Annotated in this window: 24 protein-coding genes; 10 read left to right on the forward strand and 14 right to left on the reverse strand. The window is 56.8% G+C overall.

Going from position 1 to position 25,041, the window contains the following annotated elements:
• Positions 1-43 precede the first annotated feature (43 nt).
• From mdtJ to RTM13_RS07030, 4 genes are all read left to right on the forward strand, one after another.
• The gene (gene mdtJ / locus RTM13_RS07015; protein WP_409456029.1) at positions 44-394 is read left to right on the forward strand and encodes a multidrug/spermidine efflux SMR transporter subunit MdtJ; all 351 of its coding nucleotides are present in this window, start codon (positions 44-46) and stop codon (positions 392-394) included.
• Entirely contained in the window at positions 381-710 is a 330-nt protein-coding gene (gene mdtI / locus RTM13_RS07020; protein WP_312211239.1) for a multidrug/spermidine efflux SMR transporter subunit MdtI, read from the forward strand. Before mdtJ ends, mdtI begins: the two co-directional genes overlap by 14 nt.
• A gap of 130 nt (positions 711-840) precedes the next feature.
• Positions 841-1,824 (forward strand): DUF1852 domain-containing protein, encoded by a 984-nt coding sequence (locus tag RTM13_RS07025; RefSeq protein WP_312211241.1) that lies wholly within the window; start codon positions 841-843, stop codon positions 1,822-1,824.
• Positions 1,825-1,851: 27 nt separating this feature from the next.
• Positions 1,852-2,883, forward strand: coding sequence for a methionine synthase (locus RTM13_RS07030; RefSeq protein WP_312211243.1), 1,032 nt, complete (start codon positions 1,852-1,854; stop codon positions 2,881-2,883).
• Positions 2,884-2,925: 42 nt separating this feature from the next.
• Here RTM13_RS07030 and RTM13_RS07035 read toward each other — a convergent pair whose 3' ends face one another.
• The gene (locus tag RTM13_RS07035) at positions 2,926-3,207 is read right to left on the reverse strand and encodes a biofilm development regulator YmgB/AriR family protein (protein ID WP_312211245.1); all 282 of its coding nucleotides are present in this window, start codon (positions 3,205-3,207) and stop codon (positions 2,926-2,928) included.
• Positions 3,208-3,594: 387 nt separating this feature from the next.
• Between RTM13_RS07035 and RTM13_RS07040 the strand changes: the two genes are divergently transcribed.
• Both RTM13_RS07040 and RTM13_RS07045 read left to right on the forward strand, forming a co-directional pair.
• Positions 3,595-4,485, forward strand: a complete 891-nt coding sequence (locus RTM13_RS07040) for an alpha/beta hydrolase (RefSeq protein ID WP_312211247.1) — start codon at positions 3,595-3,597, stop codon at positions 4,483-4,485.
• Positions 4,486-4,589: 104 nt separating this feature from the next.
• On the forward strand, positions 4,590-5,159 hold the full coding sequence (locus RTM13_RS07045) for a DUF4142 domain-containing protein (protein ID WP_312211249.1): 570 nt from the start codon (positions 4,590-4,592) through the stop codon (positions 5,157-5,159).
• Between the two features lie 137 nt (positions 5,160-5,296).
• Here RTM13_RS07045 and mmuM read toward each other — a convergent pair whose 3' ends face one another.
• The 4 genes from mmuM to RTM13_RS07065 form a co-directional block, all read right to left on the reverse strand.
• The gene (gene mmuM, locus RTM13_RS07050) at positions 5,297-6,229 is read right to left on the reverse strand and encodes a homocysteine S-methyltransferase (protein ID WP_312211251.1); all 933 of its coding nucleotides are present in this window, start codon (positions 6,227-6,229) and stop codon (positions 5,297-5,299) included.
• A complete protein-coding gene (gene mmuP / locus RTM13_RS07055; protein WP_312211252.1) occupies positions 6,216-7,616 on the reverse strand; it encodes an S-methylmethionine permease in 1,401 nt (466 codons plus the stop codon). Before mmuP ends, mmuM begins: the two co-directional genes overlap by 14 nt.
• 181 nt (positions 7,617-7,797) lie before the next feature.
• Positions 7,798-9,474, reverse strand: a complete 1,677-nt coding sequence (gene ybaL, locus RTM13_RS07060; RefSeq protein WP_312211254.1) for a YbaL family putative K(+) efflux transporter — start codon at positions 9,472-9,474, stop codon at positions 7,798-7,800.
• 231 nt (positions 9,475-9,705) lie between these two features.
• The gene (locus RTM13_RS07065; protein WP_312211255.1) at positions 9,706-10,920 is read right to left on the reverse strand and encodes an MFS transporter; all 1,215 of its coding nucleotides are present in this window, start codon (positions 10,918-10,920) and stop codon (positions 9,706-9,708) included.
• A gap of 176 nt (positions 10,921-11,096) precedes the next feature.
• Between RTM13_RS07065 and ushA the strand changes: the two genes are divergently transcribed.
• Positions 11,097-12,758: a bifunctional UDP-sugar hydrolase/5'-nucleotidase UshA gene (gene ushA, locus RTM13_RS07070; protein ID WP_312211257.1), complete on the forward strand. Its 1,662-nt coding sequence runs from the start codon at positions 11,097-11,099 to the stop codon at positions 12,756-12,758.
• Between the two features lie 128 nt (positions 12,759-12,886).
• Here the strand turns inward: ushA and ybaK are convergent, their stop codons facing one another.
• From ybaK to copA, 4 genes are all read right to left on the reverse strand, one after another.
• Positions 12,887-13,366, reverse strand: coding sequence for a Cys-tRNA(Pro)/Cys-tRNA(Cys) deacylase YbaK (gene ybaK / locus RTM13_RS07075; protein ID WP_312211259.1), 480 nt, complete (start codon positions 13,364-13,366; stop codon positions 12,887-12,889).
• Between the two features lie 133 nt (positions 13,367-13,499).
• A complete protein-coding gene (locus RTM13_RS07080) occupies positions 13,500-14,012 on the reverse strand; it encodes a DapH/DapD/GlmU-related protein (RefSeq protein WP_312211261.1) in 513 nt (170 codons plus the stop codon).
• A gap of 168 nt (positions 14,013-14,180) precedes the next feature.
• Positions 14,181-14,990 carry a TraB/GumN family protein gene (locus tag RTM13_RS07085; protein WP_312211263.1) on the reverse strand — a complete coding sequence of 270 codons (810 nt, stop codon included), beginning with the start codon at positions 14,988-14,990 and terminating at the stop codon, positions 14,181-14,183.
• Between the two features lie 56 nt (positions 14,991-15,046).
• Positions 15,047-17,548: a copper-exporting P-type ATPase CopA gene (gene copA / locus RTM13_RS07090; protein ID WP_312211265.1), complete on the reverse strand. Its 2,502-nt coding sequence runs from the start codon at positions 17,546-17,548 to the stop codon at positions 15,047-15,049.
• Positions 17,549-17,646: 98 nt separating this feature from the next.
• On the opposite strand from copA, the gene cueR reads away from it, so the two are divergent.
• Positions 17,647-18,063: a Cu(I)-responsive transcriptional regulator gene (cueR, locus tag RTM13_RS07095; RefSeq protein WP_154057423.1), complete on the forward strand. Its 417-nt coding sequence runs from the start codon at positions 17,647-17,649 to the stop codon at positions 18,061-18,063.
• Here cueR and RTM13_RS07100 read toward each other — a convergent pair.
• The 5 genes from RTM13_RS07100 to tesA are packed head-to-tail and all read right to left on the reverse strand — an operon-like array spanning position 18,060 to position 21,806.
• The gene (locus RTM13_RS07100) at positions 18,060-18,512 is read right to left on the reverse strand and encodes an NfeD family protein (protein WP_312211268.1); all 453 of its coding nucleotides are present in this window, start codon (positions 18,510-18,512) and stop codon (positions 18,060-18,062) included. The genes cueR and RTM13_RS07100 overlap by 4 nt on opposite strands.
• On the reverse strand, positions 18,509-19,426 hold the full coding sequence (locus RTM13_RS07105) for an SPFH domain-containing protein (protein WP_312211269.1): 918 nt from the start codon (positions 19,424-19,426) through the stop codon (positions 18,509-18,511). Before RTM13_RS07105 ends, RTM13_RS07100 begins: the two co-directional genes overlap by 4 nt.
• 30 nt (positions 19,427-19,456) lie before the next feature.
• Positions 19,457-20,311, reverse strand: a complete 855-nt coding sequence (locus tag RTM13_RS07110; protein WP_312211270.1) for a co-chaperone YbbN — start codon at positions 20,309-20,311, stop codon at positions 19,457-19,459.
• 59 nt (positions 20,312-20,370) lie between these two features.
• Positions 20,371-21,180, reverse strand: a complete 810-nt coding sequence (locus tag RTM13_RS07115) for an SDR family oxidoreductase (protein WP_312211271.1) — start codon at positions 21,178-21,180, stop codon at positions 20,371-20,373.
• Between the two features lie 2 nt (positions 21,181-21,182).
• Complete coding sequence (tesA, locus tag RTM13_RS07120) at positions 21,183-21,806, reverse strand: multifunctional acyl-CoA thioesterase I/protease I/lysophospholipase L1 (protein WP_312211613.1); 624 nt, start codon at positions 21,804-21,806, stop codon at positions 21,183-21,185.
• On the opposite strand from tesA, the gene ybbA reads away from it, so the two are divergent.
• Together ybbA and ybbP are read left to right on the forward strand one after the other, a co-directional pair.
• Entirely contained in the window at positions 21,777-22,463 is a 687-nt protein-coding gene (gene ybbA / locus RTM13_RS07125; RefSeq protein ID WP_312211273.1) for a putative ABC transporter ATP-binding protein YbbA, read from the forward strand. The genes tesA and ybbA overlap by 30 nt on opposite strands.
• Positions 22,460-24,874, forward strand: coding sequence for a putative ABC transporter permease subunit YbbP (gene ybbP / locus RTM13_RS07130; protein WP_312211275.1), 2,415 nt, complete (start codon positions 22,460-22,462; stop codon positions 24,872-24,874). Before ybbA ends, ybbP begins: the two co-directional genes overlap by 4 nt.
• The last annotated feature ends 167 nt before the right edge of the window (positions 24,875-25,041 follow it).

Genomic DNA, 25,041 nt, shown 5'->3' on the forward strand with positions numbered 1-25,041 from the left:
ATTTTTGCGTGGCGGACACCTGTTTCTCATTAGGAGAGAAATAATGCGTTATTGGATTTTATTAGTTCTGGCTATTGCGGCTGAAATAACCGGCACCCTTTCGATGAAATGGGCGAGCGTCAATAATGACAAAGCGGGTTTCATTTTCATGCTGATGATGATCGCGCTCTCGTACATTTTTTTATCGTTTGCTGTAAAACGTATTGCCCTGGGCGTCGCTTATGCTCTCTGGGAAGGCCTGGGTATTCTGTTTATTACCCTGTTCAGCGTAATGCTGTTCGATGAAACCCTATCGGCGATGAAAATCGCAGGCTTAGTCACCCTTGTTACGGGCGTTGCGCTGATCAAATCCGGTACGCAGGCACGTAAGGAGCAGCAGCATGACTACGTTTAATGCAGTGCATATTGCCTGGCTGGCACTGGCGATTGGCCTTGAAATCGTCGCTAACATCTTTCTCAAATATTCCAACGGTTTTCGTCGGCCAATACACGGTGTGCTGTCGCTGGTCGCCGTGCTGGGGGCGTTCAGCGCCTTATCACAGGCGGTAAAAGGGATTGATTTGTCAGTAGCCTACGCGCTGTGGGGCAGCTTCGGTCTGATTGCTACCGTCGCGGCAGGCTGGATGCTGTTTGGTCAAAAACTAAATCGTATTGGCTGGCTGGGCGTGGCCCTGCTGACGACAGGCGTGGTGCTTATTAAGCTTGCCTGATGAAAGCCAGGCTGGGCTTCATCCCGATCATGAAGGTTCTTCATGTTGAATGAAATTAAATCACTTTTACTCACGCGATGACTCAGGCATAAAGTGATCATGCTATTAACAATTGATCATACAGATTACGATGAATAAAGCGATTACATTTAACGTGAAGAGTCTCTGCTTCGACGAGAATTATAACCCCTCCGAGAGCACGCGTATCACCACCAACTTTGCTAATTTAGCCAGAGGTGAAAAGCGCCAGGAGAACCTGCGCAATGCCTTAACGATGATCGACAACCGGTTCAATTCGCTGGCGTATTGGGATAATCCTAAAGGCGATCGCTACGCAGTGGAGCTGGAAATCATCTCCGTTGAGTTGAATATTGCTACCGAAGGCAAGAGCAATGCTTTCCCGGTGATTGAAGTATTGAAAACTAATATTGTCGATCGTAAAACTGACGAGCGCATTGAGGGCATCGTCGGCAATAACTTCTCCTCCTACGTTCGTGACTATGACTTTAGCGTGCTGCTGTCAGAGTATAATAAAGATCAAACCGAATTTGGCACGCCTGATGACTTTGGCGATCTGCACGGCAACATATTTAAGCGTTTTGTTGAGTCGGGCTGCTATAAAGAGAAGTTTAATAAAGCCCCGGTTATCTGCCTGAGCGTATCAAGTAAAAACGTCTATCAGCGGACGGGCAATGAGCATCCTGTATTGGGCATCGAATATCAGCAGGATAGCGCCTCCCTGACGGATCGCTATTTTGCGAAAATGGGATTGCAGGTGCGCTACTTTATGCCGCAAGGCAGCGTTGCGCCGTTGGCCTTCTATTTTGCAGGCGATCTGCTGCGTGATTACAGCGATCTGGAGCTTATCAGCACCATCAGTACGATGGAGACATTCCAGAAGATCTACCGGCCGGAGATCTATAACGCTAACTCAGCGGCAGGACATATCTATCAGCCCAGCCTGAACTACCGGGACTACTCGTTAACGCAAATTGTTTACGATCGAGAAGAGCGCAGCAGGTTAGCGATTGAGCAGGGACGGTTTACCGAAGAGCACTTTATCAAACCTTACCAGATCCTGCTTGAGCAATGGTCTGCTCATCCTGCTCTTTGATTAACTAAAAATATAAGGTCACCTGCTATGAAAAAATTATTACCAACGTCTACCGCGGGCAGCTTGCCTAAACCGGCCTGGCTTGCACAACCTGAGACCCTGTGGTCCCCCTGGAAATTACAGGGCGACGAGCTGATCGAGGGCAAGCAGGATGCGCTGCGGTTGGGACTACAAGAGCAAGAGCAGGCGGGGATTGATATCGTCAGCGACGGCGAACAAACTCGACAGCACTTCGTCACAACGTTTATTGAGCACCTTAGCGGCGTTGATTTTGAGAAACGTGAGATCGTTAAAATCCGCAATCGTTATGATGCCAGCGTACCGTCGGTAGTGGGTGAGGTAAGCCGTCAAAAGCCGGTGTTTGTAGAGGATGCCAAATTCTTACGTCAGCAAACCGATCGACCGATTAAATGGGCCTTGCCAGGGCCGATGACCATGATCGATACGCTGTATGACGGCCACTACAAAAGCCGTGAAAAACTGGCCTGGGAATTTGCCAAAATTCTTAATCAGGAAGCGAAAGAGTTGGAGGCTGCCGGGGTTGATATCATTCAGTTTGATGAGCCCGCGTTTAATGTCTTTTTTGATGAGGTCAATGACTGGGGCATTGCTGCGTTAGAAAGAGCTATTGAAGGACTCCAGTGCGAAACCGCCGTGCATATCTGCTATGGCTATGGCATCAAAGCCAATACCGACTGGAAAAAGACGCTGGGCTCCGAGTGGCGTCAATATGAAGAGATCTTCCCTAAGCTGCAAAAATCTAACATCGATATCGTCTCTCTGGAGTGTCAAAACTCTCATGTGCCAATGGATCTCATTGAGTTGATTCGCGGCAAAAAAGTGATGATTGGGGCGATTGATGTGGCAACCAATACCATTGAGACACCGGAAGAGGTCGCCGATACGCTGCGCAAGGCACTTCAGTTTGTCGATGCCGATAAGCTCTATCCCTGCACCAACTGCGGCATGACGCCGCTGTCACGCCGGGTAGCCAGAGGCAAGCTCAATGCGTTAAGCGCAGGCGCAGAAATTGTCCGCAGAGAGCTACTGGCTAAATAACCTCGTCACAAAGTGAAGACGCCCTGGTCAAGGTGACCAGGGTTAAAATAACGACTTGTTCGTTACCAGCATCAAAGCCTCACGTAAAATAGTCTGCTGCGCCTCTCCAGAAGACAGCTTCATTCTGACAATCAGCACCAGCTGAATTTCTTTAAATGTCAGACTTTTACCAGACTTAAGCAACTCCACCGATATGGCTCCGATAGCTTCTTCCGGGCTGGCATACTCTGGCTGTAAAACAATCGCTGAGGCGCTATGTTCCGCTTCAACCAGGATTTGGCAAGTGGTCATGCCCACATAATTTCCATGGGTTATTTTATTCATGATGTGCCTTAACTGCATTGGCAAGCGGGCCATTCGTCCTCGAATAACGCTGCTTATATTTGATATCTGTGTTGCCAATGCTGTGAGAAATCCTTGCGAACTATCGCACACCAGCGCTATCGAGCGCGCCGCATTTGGCTAGATGAGAACATGTGGGAGCTGCTTAATCAGCTCATTGGGATGAGGTGCACCCGCATCGATTCAGGGGCATCAAACCTGCAAGAGGATGTGGTCTGGACGATCACCAGACATGCTTATCCTACCACCTTTCCTGACCCGCAGTGAACTCTTTACATATTGTTTAAAATCGATGCTATCGATGCAGGGCAAATGTCGATCTGACGCTCCGCCGCTATATTTTTACTAACCAACGGGTGGAGGAAACCTATGTTTGAGGGATTTACGCACACAACAATACGCGTTTCAGAAGCAGAGCTTAATGTACGCTATGGCGGAAATGGGCCTCCCGTTTTGCTGCTGCACGGGCATCCCCGAACCCACGCGACCTGGTCAAAATTGGCTCCGGAGCTTGCTAAATCATTTACCGTTGTCTGCCCTGATTTGCGGGGTTTTGGCCGCTCATCCAAACCTGTCGATCAGCCTGACCATGGGGGTTCTTCTAAAAGAGCGAAGGCAAAAGATTGTGTCGAGTTGATGAGCCAGCTGGGTTTCGAACAGTTTGCCCTGGTTGGACATGACAGAGGAAGTTACACAGCCTACCGTGCTGCTCTTGATTACCCGCAGCGAATCACTCACCTTGCCGTCCTGGACTGCATCCCCATACTTGAAGCGCTCAACCGGTGTAATGAGAAGTTTGCCAGACAGTGGTACCACTGGTTCTTCTTTGCTCAACCAGAAAAACCCGAGCGGGCAATTCTGGCCGATCCGGACAAGTGGTATGGAGGGCAGCCGAAATCAATGGGTGATGAAGAGTATGTTGAGTTCAGGCGAGCCATACACGATCCCGAAACGGTACATGGGATGATCGAAGACTACCGGGCGGGTTTATCTATAGATAAGGAGCATGAGCTTGAGGACCGTCAGCACGGACGGATGATTACATGTCCGACGCTCTGCTTATGGTCGAAATATGATGATCTGGAAGAGATATATGGCGACGTAGTCGGTATCTGGAAAAGCTGGGCAAACGATGTCCGGGGCAAAGCGATAAGCAGCGGCCACCATATGGCTGAAGAGGCTCCAGAAGAGGTTGCAGCCGAACTCCGGCATTTCCTGCTGTCCTCCATTGAGGATCCTAGCGTAAACCGCTGTCGCTAATCGATCATCCACTATACTGACCATTGAGGCTGTAACTTACATACGAGGTTGCGCACGGTTAATTACCTGTCGCCAACCTTACCCATGACCATCAGGAGAACAAAATGCAAAAGAGTCAAACCTTGAAAAAGCTGCTAGCCGTATCAGCAGTAGCAGCTATGTTCATCTCTGTCGGCGTGCAAGCCCAGACGCAGACCAGCGCCACGCAGAGTGACGCCACAGGCCAAACAGCATCGAACACTAAGCTTAGCGCCGGTGACGAAAAAGCCTTGAAGGACATGGCGCAGGCCAATATCAACGAAATCGCCGCTGCAAAGATCGCGCTTAACAAGGCCCAAAGCAGCGAAGTTAAAGCGTTCGCTCAGAAGATGGTCGACGATCACGGCGCTGCCCTGACCAAAGTACAGACCACCGCCCAGCAAAAAGGCGTGACGCTGCCCACTGAGCCAGACGCCATGCACAAGACTATGGCCGCCCAACTAGAGAAGCAGAGCGGCGACGCGTTTGACAAAATGTATATGGAAAACGCCGGCACCAAGGACCATGAGATGGTGCTAGCGAAGCTGAAAAGTGACGCCAGTATGATCAAGGATGCGGATGTGAAGGCTCTGGCCGACGCGCATACGCCGGTCGTTGAGCAGCACCTGAAATCCGCCCAGCAGATAAACAAATAGGATATTCGATAGCTCGAAAGTTAGGGCAGGGTAGAGAAAGCCGTTAGTTATACCAGCGCCTGCATAGTCATCTGCAGGCGCTATAGGTTACGAAGTTTTCTAAATTTTCTGGCTTGAGAGAAATGATGAATAGCCTGTTAACCGTGTTCACTCAGCGCTGCGATATCTTTTGGGGTAGTCCGGCAGCATCCGCCGATAAGCCGCGCACCGGCCTCTAACCACTGTGGTAAATATCCTACTAAGGAGCCACATGAATCGCCGTGCGTATGCCACTCCTTCGTTGTCGCGTCGTAGGTTTCCCCGGAGTTAGGGTAGACAACCAACGGTAGCGCAGTCAGGCTGTGCAGCTGTGTTAGCGCTGCGGTCGTTTTTTCCAGCGCAATACAGTTAATTCCCAGCGCAACGATTTGCGGATATTTTGCCAGCGTCTCCACTACCTCGACGAGAGGGGTGCCGTCACTCAAGTGGCTCTCGTCACGTAGGGTAAATGAGAACCACGCCTGCGCCTGCGGATAGTCCAGCAGCAGATCGGCTAATGCCTCTATCTCTGCAAACGAGGGTAAGGTTTCACAGGCCAGCAGATCTGCGCCTGCATTGAGCAACGCTTCAATCCGCGGACGATGAAACGCCTGAAACTCTTCGGCGCTACGGACGTAGTCACCGCGATACTCAGAGCCATCGGCCAGATACGCACCGTATGGCCCGACAGAGCCAGCCACAAGCAGCGGACCTGCGCTGGTGTTTTCTGCCTGGTAAATTTCACGTGCCTCTTGCGCCAGCGCCACACTGTGCTCAATAAGCGATCTCGATTGTGACTCGGTCAGCCCGCGAGCAGAAAAGCCAGCAGGCGTGGCCTGGTAACTGGCAGTAATCGCTACCTGCGCGCCCGCACGGAAGTAATCCAGATGTACGTCGCGAATGAGCTGAGGATTTTCCATTAATACTTTGGCGGACCAGAGATTATCGGCAAGGTTGCATCCGCGCACCTCCAGCTCGGTGGCCAGAGCGCCATCAAGGACAATAAAGGGATGGCTTTCAAGCAGAGCGGTAAGGGGATTAATCTGCGGCATAGTCAGCCTCCTTTGATTTTGTTCTGTGGGTAAGAAAATAGGTCGCGTAGCAAAGGGCAACAAAAGGCACTCCGCAGTAAAGCGCAATGCGCTGATCCGGGTCGAATGCAAGGCCAACGCAGGCCAGCAGACAGAGCACGAATCCCAGGACGGGAACCAGCGGGTACCAGGGCGCCCTGTATTGCAGATCGGTCAACGGCTTGCCCGACTGGAGATGACGGCGACGAAAAATAAAGTGTGCCGCGCAGATACTGAGCCATACGGCCACAACGGCGAAACCAGAGATGGCGCTAAGGGCAACGAACACAGTATCGGGCGCGACCACGCTCGATAAAAGCGCCAGCAGACCGCCAAGCATTGAGACAGAAAGCGCGACCAGCGGCACGCCGTTCTTATTGACGCGGGCAAAACAGCTCGGCAGCGTTTTTTCATTGGACAGCGACCACAGCATGCGTCCCGATGCATAAAGTCCGGAATTCGCCGCAGAGAGAATTGCGGTAAGAATGACGAAGTTAAAAATATCCGCCGCATAGGGAATACCTATTTTCTCAAAGACCAGCACAAACGGACTCTTCTCGACGCCTGCCACCTGCATCGGAATAAGTGCCGCCAGGACAAAAACGGTGCCGATAAAGAATATAATCAGCCGGGCAATGGTGGTACGGATCGCGACCGGGATAGCGTGGTGTGAATTTTCCGTTTCGCCTGCCGCGATACCAATAAGCTCAGTGCCAGAAAATGCAAAATTGACTGCTACCATCGTCATCAAAATGGGTAAGCCACCGTGTGGGAACCAGCCTTCACGGGTGAGGTTGGATAGCCCCGGCGAAGGTGAGCCGTCTTTCATCGCGATAAAACCAAAAATCGCCCCGCAGCCTAAGATGATGAAAACGATGATGGTCGCGACTTTAACCAGGGAGAACCAGAATTCGCCCTCGGCAAAAAAGCGCGTTGAAATCGCGTTAAGAGAAAAAATCACGACACAAAACAGGGCGCTCCATATCCAGACGGGAATATGCGGGAACCAGTACTGCATACAGAACCCGGCAGCGGTAAAGCTGGACCCCAATGCGACTGTCCAGGTGAGCCAGTAGAGCCATGCCACGGTATATCCCGTTGCCGGGCCAATATAGCGCGCCGCATAGACATGAAAAGCACCTGTTACCGGCATCGCCACGGAAAGCTCACCAAGGCACTGCATCACCAGCCAGACAACCAGCGCCCCAATAAGATAAGCCAGCAGCGTTCCCGCTGCGCCTGTCGTAGAGATGATGTATCCCGTATTAAAAAATAACCCTGTGCCAATCACGCCGCCCAATGAAAGCATAATCAAATGGCGGGTTTTCATGGTGCGCTTAAGCTGCCCATTCTCTTGCTGCGTGTGCATATCACCTTCTAAACGTATAGATGTCTAAATGTCCGCGTAGGGTCTCTTTATAACGTGATTGTTAACAAAATGCCAGCAGCAGGATAGATGCGCTTACGTAAGCAGGGAGGGGGTAATGATGGGAAAAAGCACGCTTCTACGAAAACGCCCCGGCGGGTGAGTGTCTGCCGGGGCTGGGGGATTATCCGGTAACCGCCTCTTCAACCGGCCGCTTCTCAATCAACGTCAGCATGGTGTTGGCAATCTCACGTTCGCCCATCACCACCTGGTTTGCACCGCGTTCGGTGATGTAATCCACCTCGTCGTCATAGTGCGCCCGGGCAATGATCTCAATGTTCGGGCACTTCTGGCGAGCGGTAGCCACCACTTCACCGGCCTCGTAACCGTTGGGGATGGTAAGCAGCAGCCAGCGGGCGCAGTCGAGGTGCGCGAGGTTCATGATCTCTTCGTTGGCCGCGTTGCCCAGCACCGCGCGAATACCGCGCTCACGCAGCTCGTCCACCCGGGTACGCGACGTTTCGATCACCACCAGCGGAATACCCTGAGCCATTAGCTTCTCGCCCAGCAGGCTGCCTACGCGGCCAAAACCCACCAGCAGAGCATGGTTGCAGATATCCACCGGGATCTGTTTCTCATCTTCGGTAGCCTCTTCCAGCGTTTGCTCTTCCAGGGTTTCGGTCTTGTCGAGGTACTTCTCCAGCAGGGCAAAGAGGATCGGGTTAAGCATAATCGAGAGGATCGCCCCGGCCAGAACCAGGTTCTGCCCGGTCTGCGGCAGCAGATCCAGCGCCATACCGAGACCCGCCAGAATAAAGGCGAACTCACCAATCTGCGCCAAACTAGCGGCGATGGTTAACGCAGTGCGCGGCGAGTGGCCGAACATGCGTACCAGGAAGAAGGCGGCAATGGATTTCCCAAAGATAATGATCGCCAGCGTTCCGGCGACGGCCAGCGGCTCATCGATTAAAATTTTAGGGTCAAACAGCATCCCGACGGAGACAAAGAAAAGAACCGCAAAGGCGTCGCGCAGGGGCAGGGTGTCGTGCGCGGCACGGTGGCTCAGCTCGGACTCGTTCAGCACCATACCGGCAAAGAACGCGCCGAGGGCAAAGGAGACGTCAAACAGCTCGACCGCACCAAAGGCGATGCCCAGCGCGAGGGCCAGCACCGAGAGGGTAAATAGCTCCCGCGAACCGGTGGCCGCGCTGCGGGCCATGATCCACGGGACAAGACGACGGCCTACCAGCATCATGATGGCGATAAACGCCACCACCTTGCCAATGGTGATCCCCATATCCAGCGACAGCGTCGCCAGCCCAACGTTACCTTTTTCAATCATGCCGGCGACGGCAGGCAGCAGGACCAGCGTTAACACCATCACCAGATCTTCTACAATCAGCCAGCCAATGGCGATCTGCCCGCGCTGGCTGTCGATAAGCTGTCGCTCCTCAAGAGCGCGCAGCAGCACCACGGTACTGGCGGTAGAGAGACAGAGTCCAAAGACGATACCGGTCATTAATGACCAGTCCATCACGGCGGAGAGCGCCATACCCAGCAGCGTCGCGACAGCAATCTGTGCGATGGCACCGGGAATGGCGATGGACTTTACCGCCATCAAATCCTTAAGCGAAAAGTGGAGACCCACGCCAAACATCAGCAGGATCACCCCCAGCTCAGCCAGCTCGGGGGCCAGCTTGGTATCGGCCACGAAGCCGGGTGTAAAAGGACCGGAGAGCACGCCCGCTAACAGGTAACCCACCAGCGGAGAGATTCGCAGCTTGTTGGCAATCATGCCGAGGATAAAGGCGAGCACAAGGCCGCCAACAATGGTGGTGATAAGCGGTGTGGCGTGATGCATTCCGTCTCCTTTCGCGGTAGTGGATCCATTTCTGGTCAAAAAACCAGAAGCCCGAGTTACAGTCTATGACAATTTTAATCATTATGTTTATGAATAATTGTTGAATATTGAAGAAAAGCACGCTCTGACACAAAAAAAGCGATTGGCAGGAGATTAGCGCAGTGAGCGCCTTGCAGGTGTTATGGAATGGGCAATGCAGGCGGCCAAAGTTTGCCTTTGGCCGCCCTGGAATCAGGCTTTATGGCGATTATCGGGCAGGAATATAGTTAACATCCCTAAAAGCGGCAGAAAAGCACAGATTTTATAGACTACGAATATATTAGTATGGTCGGCAACCAGCCCCAGCACGGCTGCGCCAAGCCCGCCCATGCCAAAAGCGAAGCCAAAAAAGAGTCCGGAAACCATGCCGATACGCCCCGGCAGCAGCTCCTGGGCATAGACCAGAATGGCGGAAAAGGCCGAAGCAAGGATAAACCCAATGATTGCGGTTAAAATTCCGGTCCAGTAGAGGGATGCGTAGGGTAAAACCAGCGTAAAAGGGGCAACGCCGAGGATAGAGCCCCAAATAACATATTTACGGCCAATCTTATCGCCAACGGGGCCGCCAATCACGGTTCCCGCCGCGACCGCCAGCAGGAACGCAAACAGATGAAACTGGGCGTTTTGCACCGATAAGTGGAATTTTTCCATTAAATAAAAGGTGTAATAGCTGCTGATGCTCGCCATATAGAAGTATTTTGAGAAAATCAGCATTAGCAGGATGCCTACCGCCAGCACCACTTTATTACGCGGCAGCGAACTGCGCTCAATAACGGCTTTTTGCCCCTTATTCACCCGATGCTGGGCAGCATACCAGCGGCTGACCTGCGCCAGCACCACGATAGCCAGCAGCGCGGCCAGAACAAACCAGCCCACGTTACCCTTGCCGTAGGGGGCGATAATCAGGGCCGCCAGCAGCGGCCCGAGAGAGCTACCAAAGTTACCCCCGACCTGAAAGATGGACTGCGCCAGACCATGACGACCGCCGGAGGCCATGCGCGCTACGCGGGAGGACTCCGGGTGGAACACAGAGGATCCGGTCCCTACCAGTCCCGCCGCCAGCAGCACCATGCCGAAGCTGCTCGCCAGCGCCAGCAGCACCAGGCCGAAGAGGGTAAAGCACATGCCGATAGGTAGCGACCACGGCATCGGATGCTTATCGGTGTAGTAGCCCACCACCGGCTGTAAGAGCGAAGAGGCGAGCTGAAAGGTGAGGGTGATCATACCGATCTGCACAAAGCTCAGCGAGAAGTCAGCTTGCAGCAGCGGATAGAGGGCGAGGATCAGCGACTGCAACATATCGTTGAGCAGATGCGAGAGGCTGATCGCTCCCAAAATACCGAACGCAGTACGCGGCGGCGATGCGGTAGCGCCGGAAAGCGCGCCGGTGGATTGATTTATTGCCATAAAATGTCACTTTTTGTCTTTTATTGGAGTGCAGGAGTTGTGAAAACGTCCTGATTATTAGCAAACTAACATACGCGTCCCGACTCTTTGAGGGAAGTCGCAGACATAAAATCCTATTTGTTTATTCTCTGTCCCCGCGCTACTTTTGCGTGTGTTATGTCATCAGGGAGAGAGAAATGAATATGTTAAAGCAGGGCGTTGCGCTGGCGCTTCTCGCCGCGTGGGGGCTCACCAGTCTGCCTGCCCAGGCCTGGGAACAGGATAAAACCTATAAAATAACCATCCTGCACACTAACGATCACCACGGCCACTTCTGGCGCAGCGAAGACCGCGAATATGGTCTGGCAGCACAGAAAACGCTGGTGGACAGCGTCCGCAAAGAGGTGGCTGCCGAAGGGGGCAGCGTACTGGTACTCTCCGGCGGCGATATCAACACTGGCGTGCCGGAGTCCGATCTCCTGGATGCCGAGCCGGATTTCCGCGGTATGAACCTCATCGGCTACGACGCGATGGCGGTCGGCAACCATGAGTTTGATAATCCTATGGAGGTGCTGCGCCAGCAGGAGAAGTGGGCTAAGTTCCCCTTCCTGTCAGCCAATATCTATCAGAAGAGTACCGGCGAGCGTCTCTTTAAGCCGTGGGCTATCTTCAAGCGCCAGGATCTGAAAATCGGCGTAATCGGTCTGACCACCGATGACACCGCCAAAATTGGCAATCCGGAGTTCTTCACCGACATTGAGTTCCGCAAGCCCGCCGACGAGGCGAAGCTGGTGATTCAGGAGCTGAATGGTCTGGATGAAAAAGAGCGGCCGGACATCCTGATTGCCACCACCCATATGGGACACTACGATAACGGCGAGCACGGCTCTAACGCGCCGGGCGATGTCGAAATGGCACGCAGCCTGCCTGCGGGGTCGCTGGCGATGATTGTTGGCGGCCATTCACAAAACCCGGTCTGTATGGCGGCGGAGAATAAAAAGCAGGTAGATTATGTACCGGGCACACCCTGCGCACCGGACCGGCAGAACGGTATCTGGATCGTTCAGGCTCACGAGTGGGGCAAATACGTCGGCCGCGCCGACTTTGAGTTCCGCAACGGTGAGATGAAGCTGGTGCACTATCAGCTGATCCCCATTAACCTGAAGAAAAAGGTCGTTTACGATAACGGCGAGAGCGAACGCGTGCTCTATGCGCCAGAGATCCCTGAGAACGCTCAGATGCTCTCTCTACTGACACCCTTCCAGAATAAAGGCAAGGCTCAGCTGGCGGTGAAAATTGGTTCGGTCAATGCGCCTCTTGAAGGCGATCGCAGCAAGGTGCGCTTTGTGCAGACCAACCTTGGGCACCTGATCCTCGCCGCGCAGATGGCACGTACCGGAGCCAACTTTGCCGTGATGAGCGGCGGCGGGATCCGCGACAGCATTGCCGCAGGGGATATCACCTACAAAGACGTGCTGAAAGTGCAGCCGTTCGGCAACGTCGTGGTCTATGCCGATATGACCGGGAAAGAGGTGGTGGACTACCTCACCGCTGTGGCGCAGATGAAGCCCAACTCAGGGGCCTATCCGCAGTTTAGCCATGTCAGCTTTACGATGGCGAACGGCACGCTTAACGATCTGAAGATCAACGGTGAGCCGGTGGATCTCGCTAAAACCTACCGTATGGCAACCCTCAGCTTTAACGCCACCGGCGGCGACGGCTATCCGCGTCTGGACGATAAGCCCGGCTACGTTAACACCGGCTTTATTGATGCCGAGGTGCTCAAGCAGTACATTCAGCAGAATTCACCGCTGGATGCCGCAACCCTTGAGCCGCAGGGCGAGGTGAACTGGCAGTAACGTTACAACGCCGGGTGAGCACGGCCTGTCTTTTGTAGGCCTGATAAGGCGTCAGCCGCCATCAGGCGTATGTGGGATGCTGAACGCCGGATGGCGACGCAAGCGCGTCTGATCCGGCCTACAACGAGCTAATCCCGGCGGGCGATATCGGCAAATTTTGCGTCCAGCATCTTCGCCAGGTCGCCTGCCGCCAGCTCAATATCCAGCCCGCGTCTGCCGCCAGAGATATAGATCGTCGCGAATCCCTGAGCGGGAGCGTCGATAAGCGTCGGCAGGCGCTTTTTTTGCCCCAGCGGGCTGATACCGCCCACCAGATAGCCGGTGGTGCGTTGGGCAATAGCGGGATCGGCCATATCGACCTTCTTCGCCCCCAGCGCCTTCGCCACCTTTTTCAGATCCAGCTGACCAGCCACCGGCGTCACTGCGACCGCCAGCTGCTTCATATCACCGTTTACCGCCACCAGCAGCGTCTTGTAGACCTGGTCGGCGTTCAGGCCGAGCTTACGCACGACCTCATCGCCAAAGTTAGTTTCATGGGGATCGTGATCGTAGCTATGCAGCTGAAAAGGGATCTTATTCTTTTCGAGTAACTTTACGGCGGGAGTCATAAAAATCCTTCTTACCACAGATGAGCGAGCTATCAGCATACGCCTGACGGCGCTCGCAAAAATAGTACCATCTTGCCGTTTATTGTGGAGAGACGATCGATTCTGTCATGACCCGTTATTGTATGGATAAGCGTCAGCTAACGTTTATATGGCGTTTAAACACAGCAGGGGCACCGGCAAACAGTGTATTTTCCGGAATATGAGATGTGACAACACTATTAGCTGCAATGACGCTGTTATCACCAATAGTGACACCCGGAAGAATAACGACACTTGCACCGATCCAAACGTTATTACCGACGGTTACGGCCTCGGAGACGGTTTCTTTTCGATTTGGTGAGTCCACGGGATGAGTAACGGTACAAATAGTTACGTTAGGTCCCAGTATCGTTTTTTCGCCAATCGTAATCGTTTCGTTGTCCAGCATCGTGCAGTTATAATTAACGAAAGAACCGTTGCCAAGACGTATATTGCCACAGTTGTAAAAGAATGGAGCGTTAATTACTGACTTTCCTAGAAAAACTACGCCTGATTTACGTAACGCTAAATTCCGGTTTTTGCGGGAAAGATTTGAGTTATTAAAAATCCATGTCGCTGTTTTTATTGATAGTTTGGTACCAAAAAATAACTTTAAATAGCTCAGCATGCTTAATTTATCTTGCGGTTGAATTAGTCAAGAGGATAATTTGTAACTTTAAACAATGCAAGTGTTAAAGAGTTTTGGTCAATTCAGGACAATCTTAATAAGACTATTTTTTCGTTGTTTATCCCAGCGTTAAATGCAAAACAGGCTGGGAAATCTCGGTATGCGACATTATACGCTCATTTTCTGCCGCAGAAGCGTTGGTAAATTTCCTTCGCCATAGAGGTGCAGTGCGCCCGCAGCCACCACATAGTGGCCCGGCGGCAGCGCCAGCAGCCGTTTGCACCAGGCCTGGTTGCGCTGATGCATTAGCACATCGTAAAGCGGCTGGCTAAACGTAGAGGGGAGGGGCTGCGACGCCTCGGCAGGGGGACTGTTGAGCCACCAGCTGAGCATCACCTGTAACAGACGGGCATTGGTGTGCCAGTGGGTGAGGGTATCCAGCAGCAGCGCTTTACCATCCTCCGGTAGCTGACAGAGCAGGTTAACCTGATCCGCCGTTCCCTCCAGCTCAATCACTTGCATCTGCCTGTTGTGGGCAGCCTGCAGCATCTGATAGTCGATACCGTAGTCGGGGCGCAGCCCTAAGCGCTGGGCCTGGGTTGCCTGCAATACCAGGGCGATCTTCCATGCGGGTTGCCGATCAAAGCTCTCCAGCGGCAGTGCCAGCTCGTTCAGCACCCGGGATAACTCGGCAAGCTGGGCGGGATCCAGCCGCTCCGCCAGCGGCGGGCGCGGAGGAAGCTCGGAGAAAGGCGAGCCGCTAACGGAGACGTCGGCCTCAACGATCAGGGCGTCGGCCTGCTTAAGCTTGCGCAGCAGCCCGTCCGGCAGGGGAGACATATCGCGGGTGCCCATGTGGATACTGCCGACCAGGTGCAGGTAGCGTCCACCCGGCAGGGTGACATCCAGCGCGGGCCACGAATAGGTGCGGCTGTACAGCGCACCCAACAGCATTTTTAAACGGTTAAACAGGCCCATAGGCTCTCCCGGCTGAAAAGTTCATGCTAGCGCGAGCCGGGAGAAGGTGCAAATCGCTACTCTTTTGGGGTAAAGCGCAGCAGACGGTTAGCGTTGCTCACTACCGTAATGGAGGAGAGCGCCATCGCCGCCCCGGCCACCACCGGATTGAGCAGCGTTCCGGTCAGCGGCCAGAGGATCCCGGCGGCAATCGGAATGCCCAGCGAGTTATAGATAAACGCCCCCACCAGGTTCTGCTTCATATTGCGCAGCGTGGCGCGAGAGATAGCCAGCGCATCGGCAACGCCCATCAGGCTGTGGCGCATCAGGGTGATAGCGGCGGTCTCAATCGCTACATCGCTGCCACCGCCCATGGCGATACCGACTTCGGCCTGGGCCAGCGCCGGGGCATCGTTGATGCCGTCCCCCACCATGGCGACCTGACGACCCTGGCGTTGCAGATCCTGAATTGCGGCGGCTTTGCCATCGGGGAGCACCCCGGCAATGACCTCATCGAGACCGGCCTCTTTGGCGATAGCGTTGGCGGTCACGGCGTTGTCACCGGTCAGCATTACCAGCCGGTAGCCAGCCCGGTGCAGGCGCTGCAACGCCGCCACGCTATCCTCACGCAGCGGATCGCGAATGGCAAACAGCGCTGCCGCCTTGCCGTCTACCGCCAGCAGCACTGGCGTCGCGCCCGTGGCTGCCTGGGCAGCGATATCGCTCTCCAGCGCGGCGGTATCAATACCCTGTTCGTTCAGCAGCGCCTGGTTGCCCAGCAACAGGCGTCGACCTTCGCATTCACCGCTCAGGCCCAGCCCGCGCAGGGTACGAAAGTTAATCACCTCTGCTAATGGTTCTGTTCCGGCCTTATCGATAATCGCCCGGGCCAGCGGGTGACTGGAACCCTGCTCCAGCGCGGCGGCCAGGCGCAGCGCCTGCTCTCGGGAGAGATCGCTGTAGGTCATGACCGACGCTACCTGTGGGCGGCCCTCGGTGAGGGTGCCGGTCTTATCAAACACCAGCGTATCGAGCTGGCTGGCGCGCTGGAGCGCATCGGCATCGCGCACCAGCACGCCAAACTCGGCGGCGCGGCCGACACCGGAGATAATCGACATCGGCGTGGCCAGGCCCAGCGCACAGGGGCAGGCAATAATCAGCACCGTGGTGGCGATCACCAGGGTATAGACGATCTGCGGGGCAGGGCCAAAGAGGTACCAGATCGCCCCGCTCACGAGGGCAATCGCGACCACCACCGGCACGAAGACCGCGGAGATCCTGTCCGCCAGCTGGCCGATCTCCGGCTTGCTGCTCTGGGCCTGGCGCACCAGGCGGACGATCCGCGAGAGGGTCGTATGACTGCCGGTGCGGCTGGCGCGAAACAGCACGCTGCCGTCGGAGACCACCGTTCCCGCATGAATAGTATCGTCACGCTGTTTCTGCTGCGGAACAGGTTCGCCGGTCAGCATCGCCTCATCAAGCCAGGCTTCGCCCTGAACAATCTCCCCGTCAACCGGAACGCGATCCCCGGTGGTCAGGCGCAGCGTCATGCCCGGATGAACCTCGGCAAGGGGAACGGTCTCTTCCCCGGCATCGGTCACCACTCTGGCGGTAGGCGGGGTCAGGTCGAGCAGGCGTTCCAGCGCTTTCGATGAACGCTGGCGGGCGCGAGCCTCCAGCATATGGCCAAGGTTAATCAGGCCGATAATCATCGCGCTGGCTTCATAGTAAAGGTGGCGCGCCTCCATCGGGAACCAGGTCGGCCAGAGGTTGACGCTCATCGAGTAGAGCCAGGCGGCTCCGGTACCCAGTGCCACCAGGGTGTCCATGGTGGCAGTACGGTTCAGCAGGCTCTTCCACGCGCTGCGGTAGAAGTGGCCTCCAGCAAAAATCATCACCCCAAGAGTGATCAGGCCGATGACCAGCCAAAGGCTGCGATTGGCGTCGGTGACCATCATGTTGTCACCCGCCATGCCCCAGATCATCACCGGGATACCCACCAGCAGGGCAACAATCGCCTGCCAGCGGAAGCGTTTCATGGTAGCAACGGCGGTCTCCTGCTGGCGTTCGCGGCGGGTGGCGTCATCGTCAATCGCCTCCGCACCGTAGCCCGCTTTCTCCACCGCGCTCACTAATTCAGCGGCGGAGGCGCTGCCCATCACCAGCGCAGAGCGCTCCGCCAGATTGACCCGTGCCTGGGTTACGCCGGGTACCGCCTGCAAGGCTTTCTGCACTCGGGTAACGCAGCTGGCGCAGCTCATGCCACTCAACAGCAGCTGCTGGCTGTCGTCAGTGTCATCCGCTGCCGGAAGCTCAGTTTCGGCCGCTGTCAGTGCTTCCGACGGAGGTGATGACTCTGCCAGCGGATCAGCCTTTGGGTGGCTAAGCGTCGCCCCGTATCCGGCCTGTTTGACGGTATCGATCAGGGCATCCGCATCGGCGCTGCCGGTCACTTCCGCCCGGTCGATGCTAACTTCGGCGCGTTCCACGTCGGGACGCTGTTCAAGGCTCTCTTTCACCCGTTTGACGCAGTGGCCGCAGGAGAGACCCTCCAGCGCCAGTTCAATTGTTTGGGACATCATCATACTCCTGTGCATTAAGGATTGACTGAGCCGCTGTTTTGGCTAACTGTACATAAGCTTAAACCTTCCATTAAGGGGAAGGTCAAGGGGGAATCATGAACATTAGCGACGTAGCAAAAAAGACAGGCCTAACCAGCAAGGCGATCCGCTTCTATGAGGAGAAGGGGCTGGTGACGCCGCCGCTGCGCAGTGAGAATGGCTACCGCAGCTACACGCAGCAGCATCTGGATGAGCTAACCCTGCTGCGCCAGGCGCGGCAGGTGGGCTTCAATCTGGAGGAGTGCGGCGAGCTGGTCACCCTGTTTAACGATCCGGCCCGGCACAGCGCCGACGTGAAGGCGTACACCCTGCAAAAGGTGGCGGAGATCGAGCGTCACATTGTTGAGCTACAGGCGATGCGCGATCAGCTGCTGAGCCTGGCGAACGCCTGTCCGGGTGATGACGGGGCTGACTGTCCGATTATCGATAACCTCTCCGGCTGCTGTCATCGGCATTCAGCTAAAGAGAGCTAGCGCGCCTTAATGCGTAGGGTAATGCCTTCAACCGCCACCACCTCCACCGGCGTACCGGCGGGCAGATCGTCGTCGGCGCTCACCGGCCAGGTGCTGTCGCCGACGCGCATATGGCCGCGGCCGTTAACGAGAGGGGCGTCGAGGGTAAAGTGTTTGCCCACCAGCTGCATGCCGCGCTGGTTAAGTGCCGCATCAGCGGGCTTCTGCTCGCGCACGCGGCGGGCCAGCCAGCGCCACCACAGCCACGCCGCCAGCAGGGTGAGCAGGGCAAACAGCGCCCCCTGCCACTCCCAGCCAAACGGCAGCAGCCAGACCAGCAGGCCGGTCACCACCGCCGCCACGCCGCTCCAGAGCAGATAGCCGTTGCCGCCCAACATCTCGGCTGCCAGCAGCAGGCCGCCAAGGCTGAGCCAGAAGAGGTGCAGGTGCTGGAGCAGGGAGTCGATCATAGGCCTTTCCGTTCGCTGGCGCTCTCTTTCACCAGCTCGGCGATGCCAGCGATAGAGCCCATCAGGCTGCTGGCCTCCAGCGGCATCAGTACGACTTTGCTGTTGGTTGACGAACCAATGTGCTGGAGCGCCTCGGTGTATTTCTGCGCCACGAAGTAGTTCACCGCCTGAATATCCCCGGCGGCAATCGCCTCGGAGACCATCTGGGTAGCGCGGGCCTCTGCCTCGGCCGAACGTTCACGGGCTTCGGCCTGTAAAAACGCCGACTGCCGCTCGCCCTCGGCCTTGAGGATCTTCGACTGCTTCTCCCCCTCAGCTTTGACGATCTGCGCCTGGCGGATCCCTTCCGCCTCCAGAATGTAGGCGCGCTTGGTTCGCTCGGCCTTCATCTGGGCGTTCATAGAGGAGATAAGCTCGGCGGGCGGACGCACGTCGCGGATCTCAATGCGCGTCACCTTGATGCCCCAGGGATTGGTCGCCTCATCAACAATGTGCAGCAGGCGGGTGTTGATGTTGTCGCGCTGGGAGAGCATCTCGTCCAGCTCCATCGAACCCAGCACGGTACGGATGTTGGTCATTGTCAGGTTAATGATCGCCAGCTCAAGGTTGCTCACCTCGTAGGCCGCCTTCGGGGCGTCGATCACCTGGATAAAGCAGACCGCATCGATGGTGACGTTAGCGTTATCCTTGGAAATGACCTCCTGAGAAGGGATATCCAATACCTGTTCCATCATATTGATTTTACGGCCAATCCTGTCCATAAACGGCACAACCAGGCTCAGGCCTGGCTGTAACGATTTGGTATAACGCCCGAAGCGTTCGACGGTCCATTGATAGCCCTGCGGCACAATCTTTACGCCCGCGCCGACAATCACCAGCGCGACGAAAATCAGTACCGGGATGACGATAAGCATTTACACCCTCCCTGCCGCAATAGCGGTCAATCAATAAAGCAGTGAATAGAGCTTGCGGCGATAGGATGTAGCCAGCGCATCACCGGTCCCCAGCGCGGCGAGGATCTCCTGCAGCATTTTACGCGCCTCGCCGTTAGCGGCAGTGAGATCCTTGCGCAGATGGCTAAACAGCAGCTCCAGCGCCTCTTCGTTGCGCCCAACCTGATGCAGCTGCAACGCCAGCTGCGTCGCCAGCTCGGCGTTCTCCGGCGACTGCTCAACCTGCTGTTGCAGAAGCTGGATCTCTGGAGTATCGGCGGCCTTTTTCAGCAGCTCGATCTGCGCCACCAGGCCCTGGTAGCGGGTATCCTGATCCTGTAGCGGAATGGTTTTCAGCACCGCTTCCGCTTCGTCGGCGCGGTTAAGAACGATCAGCGTCTCGGCCAGCAGCAGACCGAATTCGCCGTTCTGGTTTGAGAGCTGCCAGGCCTCTTTCGCCAGCGGCAGCGCCTCGGCATAGTTGCCTTCCTGAGCCAGGGCCATCGCCTGCTGGGCTTTCAGCTCCTCAGGGCGGGGCAGAACCTTCTCCAGCAGAGCGCGGATCGCCTCTTCCGGCTGTGGCCCCTGGAAGCCGTCCACCGGCTGGCCGTTCTGGAACAGATAGACGGTTGGGATCGCCCGCAGGCCAAACTGCGAGGCCACCATCTGCTCAGCGTCGCAGTCTACCTTCGCCAGAATAAACTGCCCGCTATACTGCGCGGCCAGCGACTCCAGCACCGGGGTCAGCTGCTGGCAGTGCTGGCTACGATCGGACCAGAAATAGAAAAGCACCGGCAGGTTAACCGACTGCTCTAGCGTCTGTTGGAGGTTCGCTTCGGTAATAGTGACAATATTCTGTACGGACATGGCTAATTCTCTGTTTTCACGTTTATCTTTACATGGGGTTGAGAGGCGTGACCTTCAACTCACCCGCGCAAAATTTTATCCATCGCCCGTCCCGGCAGCAGGCGCTTCAGCCAGCAGACGGCGTGGGTGACCAGCGTCACCGGATAGCGCAGCTTTGGACGCTTGCTCTCAAAAGCATGGCGCACTTTTGCCACCACCGCCTCCGGGCCAAGGGTAAACCGTGCGGCAATGCCAGGATTTTCTACCGGGTTATCCTGCTGGGTCTGGTTAACGTTTTTGGTGAAGCGCGTGCGGATGGGGCCGGGCTCGATCAGGCTCACCTGAATGCCGCTGTGGCGCAGCTCCATGCGCAGGGCATCCGACCACGCCTCAAGGGCATATTTACTCGCCGCGTAGGCCCCGCGTCCCGCCGTGGAGATCAGCCCCATTACCGAGGAGGTCATCACGATACGTCCTTCGCCGTAGGGGAGCATTGCGGGTAGCAGGCGCATGGTCAGCTGATGCGCCCCAAAAAAGTTGGCGGAGAACTGCTGCTCCATCTGCTCGCGGCTAATGGTGGCCAGCGGGCCGTAGACCCCGTAGCCCGCGTTATTAAAGATACCGTAGAGACGGTTGTCGGTCCGCGCGATAATCTCATCGGCGGCGCGATCGACGCTCTCCGGGAGGTCGAGATCCAGCAGGATGCCGGTAAAGCCCATCCCATTCATGCGTGAGACGTCATCAGGCTTGCGGCAGGCGGCGAGGATATGAAACCCCTGGCGCTTTAGCTCTACCGCTGCTTCCAGACCGATTCCGCTGGAACATCCTGTTATTAAGACCGATTTTTGCATAACTTTACCCGTAGGCGTCCCCGATTGTTTATGAGTCATGGTTAACTGTCATGGTTAACTAAAGGTGCGAGGCGCGTGGCCATCCAGTCGGTGATAAACGGCTGGGCATCCAGATTGGGGTGAATGCCATCCTCCTGCATCCACTGCGGCTTGAGGTAGACCTCCTCCATAAAGAAGGGGAGCAACGGCACGTCGAACTCTTTCGCCAGCGTGGGGTAGATTGCGCTAAAGGTCTCCGTATAGCGACGGCCATAGTTGGCCGGCAGGCGGATCTGCATCAGCAGCGGCTGTGCGTTAGCGTCCTTAATGGTCTGCAAAATTTTACGCAGGGTCTGCTCGGTCTGCTGTGGCGCAAAGCCGCGCAGGCCGTCGTTGCCCCCCAGCTCTACCAGCACCCAGCGCGGCTGGTGCTGCTTCAGCAGCGCGGGCAGGCGAGAAAGCCCCTGCTGTGAGGTATCGCCGCTTATACTGGCATTAACCACCGGCGGCGTCTGCTGCCATTTATTATTCAGCAGCGCAGGCCAGGCCGAGCTGGCCGCCATGCGGTACCCGGCGCTCAGGCTGTCACCGAGAACCAACAGCGTGTCAGCGGCTGCGGCACGGAAGGTAAACAGAAGCATAAACAGGAAGGGCAAATGCCAGCGGAAAACATTGTTGAAGTTCATCATCTTAAGAAGTCCGTCGGTCAGGGGGAACATGAGCTTTCCATCCTCACCGGAGTTGAGCTGGTTGTCAAACCGGCGCAGACGATTGCCCTGATCGGCGAGTCGGGTTCCGGCAAGTCAACCCTGCTGGCGATCCTTGCCGGGCTTGACGACGGTAGCAGCGGCGAGGTTAACCTGCTGGGCCAGCCTCTGCATACCATGGATGAGGAGGCGCGGGCGGCGCTGCGGGCGCAGAACGTCGGCTTTGTCTTCCAGTCCTTTATGCTTATCCCCACCCTGAACGCGCTGGAGAACGTCGAGCTACCGGCGCTGCTGCGCGGTGAGAACGGTCGCCAGAGTCGCGAGAACGCCAGAACGCTGCTGACCGATCTTGGCTTGGGCAAGCGGCTGGATCATCTTTCCGCTCAGCTCTCCGGCGGTGAGCAGCAGCGCGTGGCGCTGGCCCGCGCCTTCAACGGTCGCCCCGGCGTGCTCTTTGCCGACGAGCCGACCGGTAACCTCGACCGGCAGACCGGGGATAAGATCGCCGATCTGCTCTTCTCGATGAACCAGCAGTATGGCACCACGCTGATTCTGGTCACGCACGATCCGCAGCTGGCGGCCCGCTGCGATCGTCGTCTGCGGCTGGTCAACGGCGAACTGCGGGAGGAAGCATGATTGCCCGCTGGTTCTGGCGCGAATGGCGTTCGCCGTCGCTGCTGATCGTCTGGCTGGCCCTCAGCCTGGCGGTGGCCTGCGTGCTGGCGCTGGGCAACATCAGCGATCGCATGGAGAAGGGCCTTAGCCAGCAGAGCCGCGACTTTATGGCGGGCGACCGGGCGCTGCGCAGCTCCCGTGAAATCCCTCCGGCGTGGCTGGAGGAGGCACGCAAGCGAGGCCTGAAGGTGGGCGAGCAGCTCACTTTCGCCACCATGACCTTTGCCGGGGATACGCCGCAGCTGGCTAACGTCAAGGCCGTGGACGCTATCTACCCTATGTATGGCGAGCTGCAAACCAATCCGCCGGGACTCAAGCCGCAGGCGGGGACGGTGCTGCTCGCTCCGCGCCTGATGGCGCTGCTGAGCCTTAAGCCCGGCGACTATATCGACGTGGGTGACGCCCGGCTGCGCATTGCCGGGGAGGTGGTGCAGGAGCCGGACGCCGGGTTTAACCCCTTCCAGATGGCCCCGCGTCTGATGATGAACCTTGCCGACGTGGCGGCGACCGACGCGGTACAGCCCGGCAGCCGCGTAATGTGGCGCATCAAGTTTGGCGGCACGCCGCAGCAGCTCGAAGATTACGAAAAGTGGCTCCTGCCGCAGCTTAAGCCGGAGCAGCGCTGGTATGGCCTGGAGCAGGACGAAGGGGCGTTGGGGAAATCCCTTGAGCGCTCCCAGCAGTTCCTGCTGCTGTCGGCCCTGCTGACCCTGCTGCTGGCGATCGCCGCCGTAGCGGTGGCGATGAACCACTACTGCCGCAGTCGCTACGATCTGGTCGCCATTCTGAAAACGCTAGGGGCAGGGCGCGCCCAGCTGCAAAAGCTGATTGTCGGCCAGTGGCTGCTGGTGCTGGCCCTCGCCACCATCACCGGGGGCGCTATAGGCCTGCTGTTTGAGCAGGTATTGATGATCCTGCTCAAGCCGGTGCTGCCCGCCGCACTGCCGCCTGCCAGCCTCTGGCCGTGGCTGTGGGCGACAGGGGCGATGCTGGTGATCTCTCTGCTGGTGGGGCTGCGACCCTATCGTCTGCTGCTGGCGACCGCGCCGATCCGCGTCCTGCGCCGCGATGCGGTAGCTAACGTCTGGCCGCTGAAGCTCTACCTGCCGATTGTCGCCGCCGTTGCGGTGGCGCTGCTGGCGTGGCTGATGGGCGGCAGCATGCTGCTGTGGGCGGTACTGGCGGGCGCGGTAGTGCTGGCGCTGCTCTGCGGGCTGCTCGGCTGGATGCTGCTCAACGTCCTCAAGCGGCTGACCCTGAAATCGCTGGCGATGCGGCTGGCAGTAAACAGGCTGCTGCGCCAGCCCTGGTCGACTCTGAGCCAGCTCTCGGCATTCTCTCTGTCGTTCATGCTGCTGGCGATGCTGCTGGTGCTGCGCGGCGATCTGCTCGATCGCTGGCAGCAGCAGCTCCCGCCGGAAAGCCCTAACTACTTCCTGATTAATATCGCTCCCGAGCAGGTGACGCCGCTGAAGGCGTTTCTTGCCGAGCACCAGATCGTTCCCGAATCTTTTTACCCGATTGTGCGTGCCCGTCTGACGCAAATTAACGGTCAGAGTACCGAGGGGAACAAGGACGAGGCGCTCAACCGGGAGCTGAACCTCACCTGGCAGGCGAATCAGCCGGATCACAATCCGCTCACCGCGGGTAGCTGGCCACCGAAGGCGGGGGAGGTCTCAATGGAGGAGGGGCTGGCGGAGCGGCTCAATATTCGCCTGGGGGACAGCGTGACCTTTATGGGCGATACCCAGGACTTCACTGCCAAAGTGACCAGCCTGCGTAAGGTAGACTGGGAGAGCCTGCGGCCGAACTTCTTCTTTATCTTCCCTACCGGCGCGCTGGATAACCAACCCCAGAGCTGGCTAACCAGCTTCCGTTGGGAGAGCAGCAACGGCATGCTAACCCAGCTTAACCGGGAGTTTCCTACCGTCAGCCTGCTGGATATTGGGGCGATCCTCAAGCAGGTCGGCCAGGTGCTGGGGCAGGTGAGCCGGGCGCTGGAGGTGATGGTGGTGCTGGTGACCCTCTGCGGTATCCTGTTGCTGCTGGCTCAGGTGCAGGTCGGGATGCGTCAGCGGCATCAGGAGCTGGTGGTCTACCGTACGCTGGGAGCCGGCAAGCGCCTGCTGCGCACGACGCTGTGGTGTGAGTTTGCGCTGCTGGGCTTTGTCGCCGGACTGGTAGCGGCCATCGGCGCGGAGACCGCGCTGGCGGTGCTCCAGACTCGGGTGTTTGATTTCCCGTGGCAGCCTGACTGGCGGCTGTGGATCACGCTACCGCTCTGCGGGGCGCTCTTGCTCTCAATCTGCGGCGGCTGGCTGGGTACCCGGTTACTGAAGGGCAAAGCGCTGTTCCGCCAGTTCGTAGGTTAATCTCACCTCTCATGCGCGCCGGGGATTGTCCCGGTGCGCAACTTTTCCCCTCGATGATTATTCAGTAAATCCATGCTTTAGCAGCACAAAACAGTAAAAAAGCGCCACCACGGCCATATTAATAAAAGATATTATTTGCGCGCTAAATAGTTAGCTGTCTATTCATC

It is taken from the genome of Pseudescherichia sp., assembly GCF_031979925.1.
Classification (GTDB): domain Bacteria; phylum Pseudomonadota; class Gammaproteobacteria; order Enterobacterales; family Enterobacteriaceae; genus Pseudescherichia.

Excerpts from the sequence above, each read along its gene's own strand:
- mdtJ (WP_409456029.1), top strand. The coding sequence starts at position 44 with ATGCGTTATTGGATTTTATTAGTTCTGGCTATTGCGGCTGAAATAACC.
- mdtI (WP_312211239.1), top strand. The coding sequence starts at position 381 with ATGACTACGTTTAATGCAGTGCATATTGCCTGGCTGGCACTGGCGATT.
- RTM13_RS07025 (WP_312211241.1), top strand. The coding sequence starts at position 841 with ATGAATAAAGCGATTACATTTAACGTGAAGAGTCTCTGCTTCGACGAG.
- RTM13_RS07030 (WP_312211243.1), top strand. The coding sequence starts at position 1,852 with ATGAAAAAATTATTACCAACGTCTACCGCGGGCAGCTTGCCTAAACCG.
- RTM13_RS07035 (WP_312211245.1), bottom strand. The coding sequence starts at position 3,207 with ATGAATAAAATAACCCATGGAAATTATGTGGGCATGACCACTTGCCAA.
- RTM13_RS07040 (WP_312211247.1), top strand. The coding sequence starts at position 3,595 with ATGTTTGAGGGATTTACGCACACAACAATACGCGTTTCAGAAGCAGAG.
- RTM13_RS07045 (WP_312211249.1), top strand. The coding sequence starts at position 4,590 with ATGCAAAAGAGTCAAACCTTGAAAAAGCTGCTAGCCGTATCAGCAGTA.
- mmuM (WP_312211251.1), bottom strand. The coding sequence starts at position 6,229 with ATGCCGCAGATTAATCCCCTTACCGCTCTGCTTGAAAGCCATCCCTTT.
- mmuP (WP_312211252.1), bottom strand. The coding sequence starts at position 7,616 with ATGCACACGCAGCAAGAGAATGGGCAGCTTAAGCGCACCATGAAAACC.
- ybaL (WP_312211254.1), bottom strand. The coding sequence starts at position 9,474 with ATGCATCACGCCACACCGCTTATCACCACCATTGTTGGCGGCCTTGTG.
- RTM13_RS07065 (WP_312211255.1), bottom strand. The coding sequence starts at position 10,920 with ATGGCAATAAATCAATCCACCGGCGCGCTTTCCGGCGCTACCGCATCG.
- ushA (WP_312211257.1), top strand. The coding sequence starts at position 11,097 with ATGAATATGTTAAAGCAGGGCGTTGCGCTGGCGCTTCTCGCCGCGTGG.
- ybaK (WP_312211259.1), bottom strand. The coding sequence starts at position 13,366 with ATGACTCCCGCCGTAAAGTTACTCGAAAAGAATAAGATCCCTTTTCAG.
- RTM13_RS07080 (WP_312211261.1), bottom strand. The coding sequence starts at position 14,012 with ATGCTGAGCTATTTAAAGTTATTTTTTGGTACCAAACTATCAATAAAA.
- RTM13_RS07085 (WP_312211263.1), bottom strand. The coding sequence starts at position 14,990 with ATGGGCCTGTTTAACCGTTTAAAAATGCTGTTGGGTGCGCTGTACAGC.
- copA (WP_312211265.1), bottom strand. The coding sequence starts at position 17,548 with ATGTCCCAAACAATTGAACTGGCGCTGGAGGGTCTCTCCTGCGGCCAC.
- cueR (WP_154057423.1), top strand. The coding sequence starts at position 17,647 with ATGAACATTAGCGACGTAGCAAAAAAGACAGGCCTAACCAGCAAGGCG.
- RTM13_RS07100 (WP_312211268.1), bottom strand. The coding sequence starts at position 18,512 with ATGATCGACTCCCTGCTCCAGCACCTGCACCTCTTCTGGCTCAGCCTT.
- RTM13_RS07105 (WP_312211269.1), bottom strand. The coding sequence starts at position 19,426 with ATGCTTATCGTCATCCCGGTACTGATTTTCGTCGCGCTGGTGATTGTC.
- RTM13_RS07110 (WP_312211270.1), bottom strand. The coding sequence starts at position 20,311 with ATGTCCGTACAGAATATTGTCACTATTACCGAAGCGAACCTCCAACAG.
- RTM13_RS07115 (WP_312211271.1), bottom strand. The coding sequence starts at position 21,180 with ATGACTCATAAACAATCGGGGACGCCTACGGGTAAAGTTATGCAAAAA.
- ybbA (WP_312211273.1), top strand. The coding sequence starts at position 21,777 with ATGCCAGCGGAAAACATTGTTGAAGTTCATCATCTTAAGAAGTCCGTC.
- tesA (WP_312211613.1), bottom strand. The coding sequence starts at position 21,806 with ATGAACTTCAACAATGTTTTCCGCTGGCATTTGCCCTTCCTGTTTATG.
- ybbP (WP_312211275.1), top strand. The coding sequence starts at position 22,460 with ATGATTGCCCGCTGGTTCTGGCGCGAATGGCGTTCGCCGTCGCTGCTG.